This window comes from Pseudomonas sp. p1(2021b), from assembly GCF_020151015.1.
GTDB classification, from domain to species: domain Bacteria; phylum Pseudomonadota; class Gammaproteobacteria; order Pseudomonadales; family Pseudomonadaceae; genus Aquipseudomonas; species Aquipseudomonas putida_K.
In genome coordinates, this window is sequence record NZ_CP083746.1 from 4,669,231 (window position 1) to 4,682,205 (window position 12,975).

The 12,975-nt window shown below is 62.9% G+C and carries 11 protein-coding genes and 1 riboswitch; of the genes, 7 read left to right on the forward strand and 4 right to left on the reverse strand.

Going from position 1 to position 12,975, the window contains the following annotated elements:
- Positions 1-69 precede the first annotated feature (69 nt).
- On the forward strand, positions 70-1,221 hold the full coding sequence (locus tag K8374_RS21690) for a murein transglycosylase A (RefSeq protein ID WP_224457150.1): 1,152 nt from the start codon (positions 70-72) through the stop codon (positions 1,219-1,221).
- An 86-nt stretch (positions 1,222-1,307) separates the two neighbouring features.
- On the opposite strand, the gene K8374_RS21695 is transcribed toward K8374_RS21690, so the two are convergent.
- Positions 1,308-1,694: an MAPEG family protein gene (locus tag K8374_RS21695; RefSeq protein WP_224457151.1), complete on the reverse strand. Its 387-nt coding sequence runs from the start codon at positions 1,692-1,694 to the stop codon at positions 1,308-1,310.
- A gap of 28 nt (positions 1,695-1,722) precedes the next feature.
- A complete protein-coding gene (locus tag K8374_RS21700; RefSeq protein ID WP_196145950.1) occupies positions 1,723-2,556 on the reverse strand; it encodes an EamA family transporter in 834 nt (277 codons plus the stop codon).
- A gap of 384 nt (positions 2,557-2,940) precedes the next feature.
- Between K8374_RS21700 and K8374_RS21705 the strand changes: the two genes are divergently transcribed.
- Entirely contained in the window at positions 2,941-4,176 is a 1,236-nt protein-coding gene (locus K8374_RS21705) for a cation:proton antiporter (RefSeq protein ID WP_224457152.1), read from the forward strand.
- Between the two features lie 72 nt (positions 4,177-4,248).
- Here K8374_RS21705 and K8374_RS21710 read toward each other — a convergent pair whose 3' ends face one another.
- Both K8374_RS21710 and K8374_RS21715 read right to left on the reverse strand, forming a co-directional pair.
- A complete protein-coding gene (locus tag K8374_RS21710; RefSeq protein ID WP_224457153.1) occupies positions 4,249-4,977 on the reverse strand; it encodes an AAA family ATPase in 729 nt (242 codons plus the stop codon).
- Between the two features lie 533 nt (positions 4,978-5,510).
- Positions 5,511-5,912, reverse strand: a complete 402-nt coding sequence (locus K8374_RS21715) for an acyl-CoA thioesterase (protein ID WP_043207235.1) — start codon at positions 5,910-5,912, stop codon at positions 5,511-5,513.
- A 179-nt stretch (positions 5,913-6,091) separates the two neighbouring features.
- Positions 6,092-6,187: riboswitch (S-adenosyl-L-homocysteine riboswitch) on the forward strand.
- 21 nt (positions 6,188-6,208) lie between these two features.
- Between K8374_RS21715 and ahcY the strand changes: the two genes are divergently transcribed.
- The 5 genes from ahcY (at position 6,209) to K8374_RS21740 (ending at position 12,725) form a co-directional block, all read left to right on the forward strand.
- On the forward strand, positions 6,209-7,618 hold the full coding sequence (gene ahcY, locus K8374_RS21720; protein ID WP_224457154.1) for an adenosylhomocysteinase: 1,410 nt from the start codon (positions 6,209-6,211) through the stop codon (positions 7,616-7,618).
- Between the two features lie 145 nt (positions 7,619-7,763).
- A complete protein-coding gene (gene metF, locus K8374_RS21725) occupies positions 7,764-8,609 on the forward strand; it encodes a methylenetetrahydrofolate reductase [NAD(P)H] (RefSeq protein WP_196145954.1) in 846 nt (281 codons plus the stop codon).
- 93 nt (positions 8,610-8,702) lie between these two features.
- The gene (locus K8374_RS21730; RefSeq protein ID WP_224457155.1) at positions 8,703-9,779 is read left to right on the forward strand and encodes a hypothetical protein; all 1,077 of its coding nucleotides are present in this window, start codon (positions 8,703-8,705) and stop codon (positions 9,777-9,779) included.
- A 48-nt stretch (positions 9,780-9,827) separates the two neighbouring features.
- The gene (locus K8374_RS21735) at positions 9,828-10,616 is read left to right on the forward strand and encodes a substrate-binding periplasmic protein (RefSeq protein WP_224457156.1); all 789 of its coding nucleotides are present in this window, start codon (positions 9,828-9,830) and stop codon (positions 10,614-10,616) included.
- Between the two features lie 219 nt (positions 10,617-10,835).
- Entirely contained in the window at positions 10,836-12,725 is a 1,890-nt protein-coding gene (locus tag K8374_RS21740; RefSeq protein ID WP_224457157.1) for a DEAD/DEAH box helicase, read from the forward strand.
- Positions 12,726-12,975: the final 250 nt, after the last annotated feature.

Consider the following 12,975-nt stretch of genomic DNA (forward strand, 5'->3'; position numbering starts at 1 on the left):
GACAAAGACCAATACCCCTACGAAAACCATGGGTAGCCCACACCCGGCCACCCACTCAAGGATTCGACCATGACATCTGCTCTGCGCCACCTCGCCTGGGCGCTCCCTGCCCTGGCCCTGCTGGCCGGCTGCAATGGCGGCGAGAACGCCAAGCCCGAACCCCATGCCGTGGCGACCTACGCCTCGGCCACCTGGCAAGAGCTGCCGACCGTCAGCGACAGCGACCTGTTGGCGGGCTTCCAAGCCTGGCGCAATGGCTGCGAGAAGCTCAAGCGTGACCCGATCTGGGCCACCACCTGCGAGGCCGCCGCGCGCACGCCGGACGACGCCGCCCAGGTACGCGCCTTCCTGCAACAGAACCTGCAGGTCTACGGCTTGCGCTCGGCCGAGAACAACGCCAACGGCCTGATCACCGGTTACTACGAACCGGTCTACCCAGGCAGCCTGGAGCACACCGAAACCGCCCATGTGCCGGTCTATGGCGTGCCCGAGGACATGATCGTGGTCGACCTGGCTAGCGTCTACCCGGAACTCAAGGGCAAGCGCCTGCGCGGGCGTATCGAAGGGCGGGTACTCAAGCCCTACGACACCGCCGAGGTGATCTACCGCGACGGCGCCAAGGCACCGGTACTGGCCTGGCTGACCGACCCGATGGACCTGCAGTTCCTGCAGATCCAAGGCTCGGGGCGCATCCAGCTGGACGATGGCCGGCAACTGCGCGTCGGCTATGCCGACCAGAACGGCCACCCGTACCGCCCCATCGGGCGCTGGCTGGTCGAACAGGGCCAACTCAAGAAAGAAGACGTGACCATGGGCAGCATCCACGCCTGGGCCCAGGCCAACCCACAGCGTGTGCCGGAGTTGTTGGCCAGCAATCCGAGCTACGTGTTCTTCAGCACCCGGCCGGACAGTAACGAAGGCCCCCGTGGCTCGCTGAACGTGCCGCTCACGGCCGGGTACAGCGTGGCCATCGACCGCAAGGTGATCCCGCTGGGTAGCCTGTTGTGGCTGTCGACGACGCGCCCCGACGGCACGCCGGTGGTGCGCCCGGTGGGCGCGCAGGATACCGGCGGCGCGATCACCGGCGAGGTGCGCGCGGACCTGTTCTGGGGCACCGGCCCCGAGGCCGGCGAGCTGGCGGGCAACATGAAGCAGCAGGGGCAGATCTGGCTGCTGTGGCCCAAGGGCGCGCCGCTGCCCGACGTGCCGAAAGTGCCTTGAGGCGCAAGGGGCTGCTATGCAGCCCATCGCGGGGCAAGCCCGCTCCTACACGACCTGTGGGAGTAGGCTTGCCCCGCGATGCGGTCTTACATGGAAACCACGAACAACGCCACGATCATCGCCAGCCCGGCGAACCAGACCAGCGAACGCAGAATCGCCAGGTCAGCCAGGTAGCAGATGATGTAGAGCAGGCGGCTGGTGATATACAGCACCGCCAGCACATCCTGGGTCACCTGCTCGGCATTGCCGACGATGTCGGCCACCAGTACGGCCGCAGCGAATGCCGGAAACGCCTCGTAACCGTTCTGCTGCGCTGCGTGGGCGCGCCGTGGCAGGCCCGAGAGGGTGTCGAGAAACGCACGAGGATCATGGTTGTCGCGCAGGCCAAAGCGGCCACTGCTCAGCTTGGCCGTCAACCCGCACAGCGGCGGCAGGATGAGGGCGATCAGGATGCACCACAGGGCTACGGTCATGGACAGGACTCCTTGTTCAAATCGTTGGTCAGAGCTTCATCACCAGCATGCCTGCCAGGACCAGCCCGCAAGCTAGGAGTCTTGGCCCGCCAAAAGGTTCTTTGAGGTAGCGCATGCCCATGAGCACCACCAGGATCACGCTCAGCTCACGCAGCGCCGCCGCCTCGGCGATCGAGCCCAGGTGCATGGCCCACAGCACCAGGGCGTAGCTCAACAATACGCACAACCCTACCGCCAGCCCCAGGCGCCACTGCGTCCGCCAGAACAACGCGAACGGCGCTCGCCGTGCCACACAGGCCAGCAACGGGAACGGCCAGGCGCTGAGCAAGGTCAGCCAGACCAGGTAGTCCATCGGCTTGCCCCACAGTTGCACCGCCTTGCCGTCGAACCAGGTGTAGCAACCGATGCACAGGCCGATCAGCGCCACCACCGGCAGCATCGACCAGGGCAGCCGGTCACCGCCGCCGCCCTGCCACAACAGGCACGCCATGCCGCAGGGGATCAGCAGAATGCCGATGATCTGCTTGTCGCTCAGCGCCTCGCCGGCGAAAGCCAGGGTCAGCCCCAGCACCACCAGCGGCGACAAGCCACGCATCAGAGGATAGACCAGCCCCAGGTCACCGACCCGGTAGGCCTGGATCAGCAGGAAACGGTACAACTGCTCGGCCAGGGCCGAAGCCAGCAACCAGGGCCAGATCTCCCCGGGTGGAAAGTCGACGAAGGCCACTGCCAATACGGCGAAAACCAGGGCCACCAGGTCCATGCTGGCGATCACCAGCAAGCGCTCGCCACTGAATTTGATCAGGGTATTCCAGGTCGCGTGCAGCAGGGCGGCGACCAACACCAGCGAAGTTGCCAACACGCCTTCTGTTCCTTTTGGCTTTTTATGGCTGTGACTATATAGCGTTCGGGAGAGCGTTGTGGGAGATCATCCAGCCCTTCCGGGCTGCGCTGTCGCGCAGAGAACAAGTGGCTAGCGCCGCCTTCTTCTGTAGGAGCGGGCTTGTCCCGCGATTGGGCCGGCCCAGCCGCCGCGGCTGTATGGCAAGGGCTTCGCCCTTGATCGCGGGACAAGCCCGCTCCTACAGGGGCAGCGCTAGCCAATGGATCTACGCTTTGGGCAACGGATGGGAACGATCAGAACGAATTCGGTCAAATCCTGTGTCCCGAACCCCTCGTCAAGTCATCGAACAACTGCCCGAGCGATTCGGGCCACGACTTGGAAGCCACTGTTACAGGATTTGGGATGCTTGAACTTGTTGCTGCGTTTATTTGCCTGACCACCCTCCTCACCTACGTCAACTACCGCTTCATCGGCCTGCCGCCGGCCATCGGCGTGATGGTCACCGCGCTGTTGTTCTCCTTGATATTGCAGGGCTTGAGCCTGATCGGCTTCCCTGGCCTGGAGGCCCGCGTCGAAGGCCTGATGAACCAGATCGACTTTAACGACCTGTTGATGCATTGGATGTTGTCGTTCCTGCTGTTCGCCGGCGCCCTGCATGTCAACCTCGCCGACCTGCGCAGCTACCGCTGGCCGATCGGCCTGCTGGCCACCCTGGGCGTGCTGATCGCCACCGTGGTGATCGGTTTCCTCGCGCATTGGGTCTTCGCCCTGTTCGGCTGGGACGTGCCACTGATCTACTGCCTGCTGTTCGGCGCGCTGATCTCGCCCACCGACCCGATCGCCGTGCTCGGCGCACTGCGGACCGCCAACGCGTCCAAGCCCTTGAAGACCACCATCGTCGGCGAGTCGCTGTTCAATGACGGCACGGCGGTGGTGGTGTTCACCGTGCTGCTCGGCATCGTCCAGCTCGGCGAGGCGCCCAGCTTCGCCGACACGGCCATGCTGTTCGCCCGCGAAGCCATCGGCGGCATCGTCTTCGGTGGCGTGATCGGCTATGCCACCTACCGCATGATCAAGAGCGTCGAGCAGTACCAGGTCGAGGTGATGCTGACCCTGGCGCTGGTCATCGGCGGGTCGGCCATGTGCTATGAACTGCACGTGTCGGCGCCGATCGCCATGGTGGTCGCCGGTCTGATCATCGGCAACCTGGGGCGCAACCTGGCGATGAACGACATGACCCGGCGCTACATGGACGGTTTCTGGGAGCTGATCGACGACATGCTCAATGCCCTGCTGTTCGCCCTGATCGGCCTGGAGCTGTTGCTGTTGCCGTTCAACTGGCTGCACCTGGCCGCCGGTACCGTGCTGGCCGTGGCGGTGCTGCTGTCGCGGCTGCTCACGGTGGCCCCGGCCATCGTCCTGCTACGCCGCTGGCGCAGCGTGCCCAAGGGCACCGTGCGCGTGCTGACCTGGGGCGGCTTGCGCGGTGGCGTGTCGGTGGCCTTGGCCCTGTCACTGCCCAGTGGGCCTGAGCGCGACCTGCTGCTGTCGATCACCTATATCGTGGTGCTGTCGTCGATCCTGGTGCAGGGGCTGAGCATCGGACGGGTGGTGCGCGGGGTTACTGCACAGTCGTAATGGCAGGCTAGTGGATACCCTCGCGTTATTTCGCCCACTGATGGAGTGGGCTGCTATCGCGGGGGAATCCACTCAATCGTGCAACATTTTCTCAAGAAACGCTCCTGATGATGAGATCACAGCCCTGTAGAGATTGAACAGTTCCGTGTCCCTCGCCTGCGTGGGCTCCAGCACACCACCTTCAAGCTTGAAGAGATCACAGCCGGGCGTGAACATGAGAATCGGCGAGTGCGTGGCGATGACGAATTGAGCGCCACCCTCGGCAAGTTCGCAAATGCGGATAATGAAATTGAGTTGCCGCTGCGCAGACAGCGAAGCTTCTGGCTCATCGAGAATATAAAGACCATTTTCCTTGAAGCGATGCTGATAAAGCGCCTCCATGGCTTCACCATGGGATAACTCATGTAGATCCCGCCCGCCATAGTAAGTGTTGATTTTCGGATCAAAGCTACCCGCTGCATCGAGATTCCGAATCTCGGTCGTCACATTATAGAAACTCTCTGCCCGATAGAAGAAAAGATCCCGCTCTTTCCGATAGCCTTTCGTCAGGCGTAAGGCCTCATGCAATGACGAGTGAGTATCTTCGGTTTTAAAGTGAAAATTTCTGCCGCCACCTTCTGGGTTACATCCTAACTTAATGGCGATAGCTTCCAGCAAGGTCGATTTCCCTGAACCATTCTCTCCTATAATGATTGAAATATTTTTATTAAATCGCATAGGAAATACATGTCGCAAAATCCCTGGGGCGTGACATGCCGGTTTTAGGCCAACCTCTCTCAAGAAGAGTTTACTCAATGACATTACACGCTCCTTATACGGTTAATTGACGGCCTTGACCCTACAAGTGAAAGCGCAAGCCCAATGTCTTGGGTGATTGGCACTGAAACAGCTCTCACCGCCATGGCCGCTACTTACTCTTTTTTTCCACCCTTTTTCTCTAACGCTTCCTCTGGCATCACACTTTCTTAGACGTGATGCACGCACTACAAAAAGGAAACCCGATCCACAGCATTGCGTAACTGAAGCGCATTGTCATGGGCGCTGAAGTGCATGTATATAAACAACTACAACAGAAAAGTTTCAGCATTTTTCTATCAGCCGGGGCTGGCGAAGCATGCTGACCTGAGGCGGCGTGTCGGTGCCCCTGGTGCTGTCGTCGTTCCTGGTGCAGGGGTTGAGCATCGGACGGGTGGTGCGCGGGGTCAGCGCACAGTCTTGAGGGACCTGGGGCCGCTTTGCGGCCCTTTCGCGGCACAAGGCCGCTCCTACAGGCGGGGCGCGTAAGGTGGGAGCGGCCTTGTGCCGCGAAGGGGCTGCAAGGCAGCCCCCGAATGTCATTCCACCGCGGTGTCGGGGAACTGGTCCTGGATGTACTTGATCTCGGTGCGCCCATGCGGGGCCGGCAGGCCGTCCTCGCCCAGGTTGACGAAGACCATCTTGTCCACCGTCAGGATGCTCTTGCGGGTGATCTTGTTGCGCACTTCGCACTTGAGGGTGATAGAGGTGCGGCCGAACTCGGTGGCCGTGATGCCCAGCTCGATGATGTCGCCCTGGCGCGAGGCGCTGACGAAGTTGATCTCCGACATGTACTTGGTCACCACGCGCTGGTTGCCCAGCTGGACGATGGCGTAGATCGCCGCCTCTTCGTCGATCCAGCGCAACAGGCTGCCGCCGAACAGCGTGCCGTTGGGGTTGAGGTCTTCGGGTTTTACCCATTTGCGGGTGTGAAAATTCATCGGGACTCCTGACCTGCTTGGCTGACGTGCAGTAATGATGGCAGAGCCTTCGGCGGTGCTCCATCGAACATCGACTATCGTCTCGATTAATCGACAGAAAACCTTGGGCGTGGCCCGGTGCCACGGCTATAATCCCTGCCGATTCACATGGCCACCCGCCGCGGGGGCCATCCCGCCACCCAGCCGAGGGGCGCTGCAGCAGGTTCGACCTGTCAGGCTCGGTTGGGGCGTTGTCCGCATCGCGGACGCTTAACGCACAACGGCGCCCATTCGCACACTACGAATGGAGGCTCTCGATGAGCGCTGTAAACACGCCTGCAGGTTTTTCCGACTTCAAGGTCGCCGACATTTCCCTGGCCGACTGGGGCCGCAAGGAAGTCATCATCGCCGAATCGGAAATGCCCGCACTGATGGGCCTGCGCCGCAAGTACCAGGCTGAACAACCGCTCAAGGGCGCGAAGATCCTGGGCTGCATCCACATGACCATCCAGACCGCGGTGCTGATCGAAACCCTGGTCGCCCTGGGTGCCGAAGTGCGCTGGTCGTCGTGCAACATCTTCTCCACCCAAGACCAGGCCGCCGCCGCCATCGCGGCCGCCGGCATCCCGGTATTCGCCTGGAAGGGCGAGACCGAGCAGGAGTACGAGTGGTGCATCGAGCAGACCATCCTCAAGGATGGCCAGCCATGGGATGCCAACATGGTGCTGGACGATGGCGGCGACCTGACCGAGATCCTGCACAAGAAATACCCGGCGATGCTGGAGAAGATCCACGGCATCACCGAAGAGACCACCACTGGCGTACACCGCTTGCTGGACATGCTGGCCAAGGGCGAGCTGAAAGTCCCGGCGATCAACGTCAACGACTCGGTCACCAAGAGCAAGAACGACAACAAGTACGGCTGCCGCCACAGCCTCAACGACGCCATCAAGCGCGGCACCGACCACCTGCTGTCGGGCAAGCAGGCGCTGGTGATCGGCTATGGCGACGTGGGCAAGGGCTCGGCCCAGTCCCTGCGCCAGGAAGGCATGATCGTCAAGGTCACCGAAGTCGACCCAATCTGCGCCATGCAGGCCTGCATGGACGGTTTCGAAGTGGTCTCGCCGTTCAAGGACGGTATCAACACCGGCACCGAAGACGGCATCAACCGTGACCTGCTCGGCCGCATCGACCTGATCGTCACCACCACCGGTAACGTCAACGTCTGCGACGCCAACATGCTCAAGGCCCTGAAGAAGCGTGCCGTGGTCTGCAACATCGGCCACTTCGACAACGAGATCGACACCGCCTTCATGCGCAAGAACTGGGCATGGGAAGAGGTCAAGCCGCAGGTCCACAAGATCCACCGCACCGGCACCGGCACCTTCGACCCGCAGAACGACGACTACCTGATCCTGCTGGCCGAAGGCCGCCTGGTGAACCTGGGCAACGCCACCGGCCACCCAAGCCGCATCATGGACGGCTCGTTCGCCAACCAGGTGCTGGCGCAGATCTTCCTGTTCCAGCAGAAGTTCGCCGAACTGCCAGCCGCGCAGAAGGCCGAGCGCCTGACCGTGGAAGTGCTGCCGAAGAAACTCGACGAAGAAGTGGCCCTGGAAATGGTCCGCGGCTTCGGCGGCGTGGTCACCCAACTGACCCCGCAGCAGGCCGAGTACATTGGCGTCACCGTCGAAGGCCCGTTCAAGCCGGACACCTACCGCTACTAAGCGGCGCTGCGGGCGTCAGGCGGCGACAACCCGCCTGGCGCTCGCAGTCTGTAGATCTTGATGGATGCCCAAGCCAGGCCGGCCCACACCGCCCTGGCTTTTACTTGCAGCTTGCGGCTTGTCGCTTGCAGCTGAGGAATAAGAGATGTCACAAGAACGCCGCTACAGTTTCGAATTCTTCCCCACCAAGACCGACGCCGGCCATGAAAAGCTGATGGCCGTGGCCCGCCAGCTGGCTGGCTACAACCCGGACTTCTTCTCCTGCACCTACGGCGCCGGCGGTTCGACCCGCGACCGCACCCTCAACACGGTGCTGCAGCTGGAAAGCGAGGTGAAGATCCCGGCCGCGCCGCACCTGTCCTGCGTCGGCGATAGCAAGGATGAGCTGCGCACCCTGATCAACCAGTACAAGGCCGCCGGTATCAAGCGTATCGTCGCCCTGCGTGGTGACCTGCCGTCCGGCATGGGCATGGCCTATGGCGAGCTGCGCTACGCCAGCGACCTGGTCGAATTCATTCGCCAGGAAAGCGGTGATCACTTCCACCTGGAAGTGGCCGCCTACCCGGAAATGCACCCGCAGGCGCGCAACTTCGAAAGCGACCTGGCCAACTTCGTGCACAAGGTCAAGGCCGGTGCCGACAGCGCCATCACCCAGTACTTCTTCAACGCCGACAGCTACTTCTATTTCGTCGAGCGCGCCCGGAAGATGGGTGTGGATATCCCGGTGGTGCCCGGCATCATGCCGATCACCAACTACAGCAAGCTGGCGCGCTTCTCCGACGCCTGCGGCGCCGAGATTCCACGCTGGATCCGCAAGCAGCTGGAAGCCTACGGCGACGACACTGCGAGCATCCAAGCGTTCGGCGAGGAGGTGATCACCCGCATGTGCGAACAACTGCTGCAAGGCGGCGCACCGGGCCTGCATTTCTACACCCTGAACCAGGCCGAGCCCAGCCTGGCGATCTGGAACAACCTCAAGCTACCGCGCTGACACATTTCGGCAATAAGTGCTTAAGGAAGAGTTAAGGCTTTGGCATTAGGCTAAAGCCTTATTTCTTTCTGCAGCCCGATAAGTTACCGAACGATGCAGCCGCCCTCCGCTTCGAATCCGCAACTCATCTACCTGGCATTTGGTCGCGCTACCTATCACCAGGAAGCCTGTTTCAGCATCGTCAGTGCCCTCGCCCAGTTACGCAAGGCACCCGGCCAGGCACTGGATATCCAGGTCTATACCGACGACCCGGCCCCTTACGCGAAGCTGCCCGTCACGCTGCACCTGCTGGATGAAGCCACCCGGACGGCCTGGAGCCAACCCCATGGCTATCACTTTCGCAGCAAGCACGTGCTGTTGCGCCAGGTCTTGCAGCAATATCCCGTGGCCGCCTTGATCGACACCGATACCTTCTTTCGCGAGTCGCCTTTGCAGCTGTTCCAGCGGATCGCCCCCGGCAGCCTACTGTGCAATGCCATCGGCGGGCGCTACGACGCCAACCGGCAATGCCAGCTGTACAGCAAGCTGCAGGGCATCCTTCAGGATCGTGGCCTGGCGGATGGGCGGATGAGCCTGCTCAATTCCGGGGTCATCGGCCTGCATGCCATCGATGCCTCGGTTCTCGACCAGTCCATCGCCTTGATGGACGAGTTCCACCCTCATGTGCCCAGCGCCTACACCCTCGAGGAGTTCTGCCTGGCCGTGGCCGCACACCGTACGCTGGCTGTGGCTGCGTGCACCGATGTCATCCATCACTACTGGAGCCGCAAGGACCTGTTCCGTGCCAAGGTCCAGGCCTGGCTACGCAAGCATGGCCAAAATCCGCTCAGCGAGGCGGCGTTGGCCGATGTCGCGCTGGTCAACGACCGCCTGCCGCGCCCACCTACCTTGCACCGCCTGCGCTGCAAGGCCCTGAGCCTGACGCTGCCCAGCCACCAGCGCCAGTTCGCCCGTGAACTGCTCTATGGCTGCTACCCCTACGACAACGAATTCGACCGGGCCTGCGCCCCCGCCTGGTGGGACAAGGCGCTGGAAAACTTCCAGGGCATGCATGGCCGCAAGGACACCGAACAGCTGGGGCTGCTGCTGCGCCAGCCTGGCCTGCGCCTGTCGCTCGGCGGCAGGCACAAGGAAGTGGAAGCCCACCTGCTTCGGCCTTCGGGAGCCTGACCGCAACGGCTGCTGGCATTGGTCGCGCATTGCACGTACCCTGCCGCCATGCCCAACTTCCTGCGCCTGACCTGCATCCTGCTGCTCGCCTGCCTGAGCCCGCTGGCCCAGGCAGAGCGTTTGCGCCTGGTCAGTGACGACTGGGCCCCGTACATCTACTGGCACGACGGTCACCTCAAGGGTATCGACTACGAGGTCGCCAACGAAGTGCTCAAGCGCCTTGGTATCGATGTCGACTGGCAACTGATGCCCTGGAAGCGCTGCTTGGCCATGGTCGAGCAAGGCCTGGCCGATGGGGTGCTGGACATCTTCCAGCTCGATTCGCGCGAGCCATTTATGACCTACCCGGACGAGCCTCTTTCAGAGGTGCAGTTCGTGCTGTTCCAGGCCGCCGCCCAGCACCGCGCAGTAAAACGCCTGGAAGACCTCGCAGGCCTGACCGTGGGGACCTCGCCGGGCTATACGTACAACCCGGCCTTCAATACGTCACCGCTGTTCCAGCGCGAATCGGCCCCGACCCACGAGGCGAACTTCGGCAAGCTGATGCTTGGGCGCATCGACCTGCTGGTGACCGACCGCCGCGCGGGCCGCTACCTGCGCAGGCAACTGGGCCTGGAACAACAGGTCGAGGAGCTGCCTCTGGTGATCAGCCGCCATGCTCAGTACCTGGGCCTTGCCCGCAAACCAGGGCGCGAACGCCTGGCCACGGCCTTCGCCGACGAGCTGCGCCGCTTCAAGCAGGAGCCGGCCTATGCGGCGATCAATGCTCGCTATGAAAGCGACCCGGGAAATATTCCTGACGCCGTTGAGCAGCACGAACGCAGCACGGCGCGCTAGCTCTGTTATACTCGGGCCTTCCCGCCCGGCTCACGCCCGGACGCTCGGCCTCGCAACAGGCATCTCGACCGTCGGCCACGCACCCCCAGTGCTTCCCCGACGCTTCCAGGATGCGCAGTGAACGCCCAGCTGGACCGGACGCGATCGCATCCCGCCGATGCCCGTCGCGCCAGGCAGATCATCCCATCGGGCCCAGCCCCCACGAGAACAGGATTGCCCATGTCCTTTGCTTCCCTCGGTCTCTCCGAGGCTCTTGTCCGCGCTATCGAGGCAGCGGGCTATACCCAGCCCACTCCAGTGCAACAGCGGGCGATTCCCGCCGTGTTGCAAGGCCGCGACCTGATGGTCGCCGCCCAGACCGGTACTGGTAAAACCGGCGGCTTCGCCCTGCCGATTCTCGAGCGCCTGTTCCCGGGCGGCCACCCAGACAAGTCCCAGCGCCACGGCCCGCGCCAACCCCGCGTACTGGTGCTCACGCCCACCCGCGAGCTGGCCGCGCAGGTGCATGACAGCTTCAAGGTCTATGCCCGCGACCTGCACCTGGTCAGTGCCTGTATCTTCGGTGGCGTCGGCATGAACCCACAGGTCCAGGCCATGGCCAAGGGCGTCGATGTGCTGGTGGCCTGCCCCGGTCGCTTGCTCGACCTGGCCGGCCAAGGCAGCGTGGACCTCTCCCATGTCGAGATCCTGGTCCTCGACGAAGCCGACCGCATGCTCGACATGGGCTTCATCCACGACGTCAAGAAGGTCCTTGCACGCCTGCCGGCCAAGCGCCAGAACCTGCTGTTCTCGGCAACCTTCTCCAAGGACATCACCGACCTCGCCGACAAGCTGCTGCACAACCCCGAGCGCATCGAGGTCACGCCGCCGAATACCACGGTCGAGCGGATCGAGCAGCGCGTCTACCGCTTGCCGGCCAGCCACAAGCGCGCCCTGCTGGCGCACCTGATCACCCTGGGCGCCTGGGAGCAGGTGCTGGTGTTCACCCGCACCAAGCACGGCGCCAATCGCCTGGCCGAGTACCTGGAAAAACATGGCCTGAGCGCCGCCGCGATCCACGGCAACAAGAGCCAGAATGCCCGCACCAAGGCCTTGGCCGACTTCAAGGCCAACACCGTACGCGTGCTGGTGGCCACCGACATCGCCGCCCGCGGCCTGGATATCGACCAACTGCCTCACGTGGTCAACTTCGAGTTGCCGAACGTGGAGGAAGACTACGTCCACCGTATCGGCCGTACCGGTCGTGCCGGCCGCTCGGGCGAGGCGATCTCGATGGTCGCGCCGGATGAAGAGAAACTGCTCAAGAGCATCGAGCGGGTCACCAAGCAGAAGATCCCGGACGGTGACCTGATGGGCTTCGACCCAAGCCAGGTGGAAGCCGAAAAACCGGAAGTGCGCGAGCGCCCGCAGAACAATGGCCGTGGCGGTCGCAACCAGCAGCGCGCCGAAGGCAGCAAGGACGGCAGCGGCGGTCGCAAGGACAAGGGCAAGGACAAAGGCAAGGCCAAGCAGCAGGCCGCCGAAAAACCTGCCGACAAGGAAAAGGCCGGCGACAAGGCACAGCAGCAGCGCAAACCGCGCAACAAGAAGCCGCGCCAGCAGCAGGCCTCCCAGGGCCAGGCCGGCATCCCGCCGGTTCCGGCCGATCGTGACCCGGAAGAGTTCCTGGACGACGAGATCGACAATTTCGGCAACCGCGCCGACTATGTCAGCCCGTACCAGAACACCAAGAACCAAGGCCGCAACCGCCGCCCAGGCGGCAATGGCGGCCAGGGGCAGGCCCAGGGCCAAGGCCAGCGCAATGGCGGCGGCCAGGGTCGTGGCAACGGCGGTCAGCGCCAGGGCCAAGGCTCCGGCGAGAAACGTGCCCGCAACAGCAACAACGGTGGCGCACGCCGTGACAACAACGGCGGTGGCCGCAACCGCTCCGCCGGCCGTGACGACTTCTCCCGCCAAGAACCGGCCGTGCGCAATCCACGCGAAACCCACCAGCCGGTGATCATCCGCAAGGAGTCCAAGCTCGACCGTTACCCGACGCCCGAGCAGCTGGATGACCTGCCAAGCCGCCCACGCGGTGAGCGTCCCGCGCTGCTGACTCGCAAGGGCTGACAACCGGGTATGTTGCGCCTTTCGCTGCCAGCTCAGCGAAAGGCGCAATACCGGCAGTTGCCGAATCAAGCCACGCGAAAGTTTAGTTACCGACGCGCCTCAGTATTCTTACCGCCTCCAGTAGTACGCATCCAATAACGCCATGGATTTTGGTGGTCTGCACGTATGTTGCGCAAAACTGTTAGTTCAGCCAGTTTTTCAAACTATTGCCCACCTGAACACTGAAGAGCCATAGCGTAATAAGTGGCTC

Coding starts and splice junctions, on each gene's coding strand:
- K8374_RS21690 (WP_224457150.1), top strand. CDS start 70: ATGACATCTGCTCTGCGCCACCTCGCCTGGGCGCTCCCTGCCCTGGCC.
- K8374_RS21695 (WP_224457151.1), bottom strand. CDS start 1,694: ATGACCGTAGCCCTGTGGTGCATCCTGATCGCCCTCATCCTGCCGCCG.
- K8374_RS21705 (WP_224457152.1), top strand. CDS start 2,941: ATGCTTGAACTTGTTGCTGCGTTTATTTGCCTGACCACCCTCCTCACC.
- K8374_RS21710 (WP_224457153.1), bottom strand. CDS start 4,977: ATGTCATTGAGTAAACTCTTCTTGAGAGAGGTTGGCCTAAAACCGGCA.
- K8374_RS21715 (WP_043207235.1), bottom strand. CDS start 5,912: ATGAATTTTCACACCCGCAAATGGGTAAAACCCGAAGACCTCAACCCC.
- ahcY (WP_224457154.1), top strand. CDS start 6,209: ATGAGCGCTGTAAACACGCCTGCAGGTTTTTCCGACTTCAAGGTCGCC.
- metF (WP_196145954.1), top strand. CDS start 7,764: ATGTCACAAGAACGCCGCTACAGTTTCGAATTCTTCCCCACCAAGACC.
- K8374_RS21730 (WP_224457155.1), top strand. CDS start 8,703: ATGCAGCCGCCCTCCGCTTCGAATCCGCAACTCATCTACCTGGCATTT.
- K8374_RS21735 (WP_224457156.1), top strand. CDS start 9,828: ATGCCCAACTTCCTGCGCCTGACCTGCATCCTGCTGCTCGCCTGCCTG.
- K8374_RS21740 (WP_224457157.1), top strand. CDS start 10,836: ATGTCCTTTGCTTCCCTCGGTCTCTCCGAGGCTCTTGTCCGCGCTATC.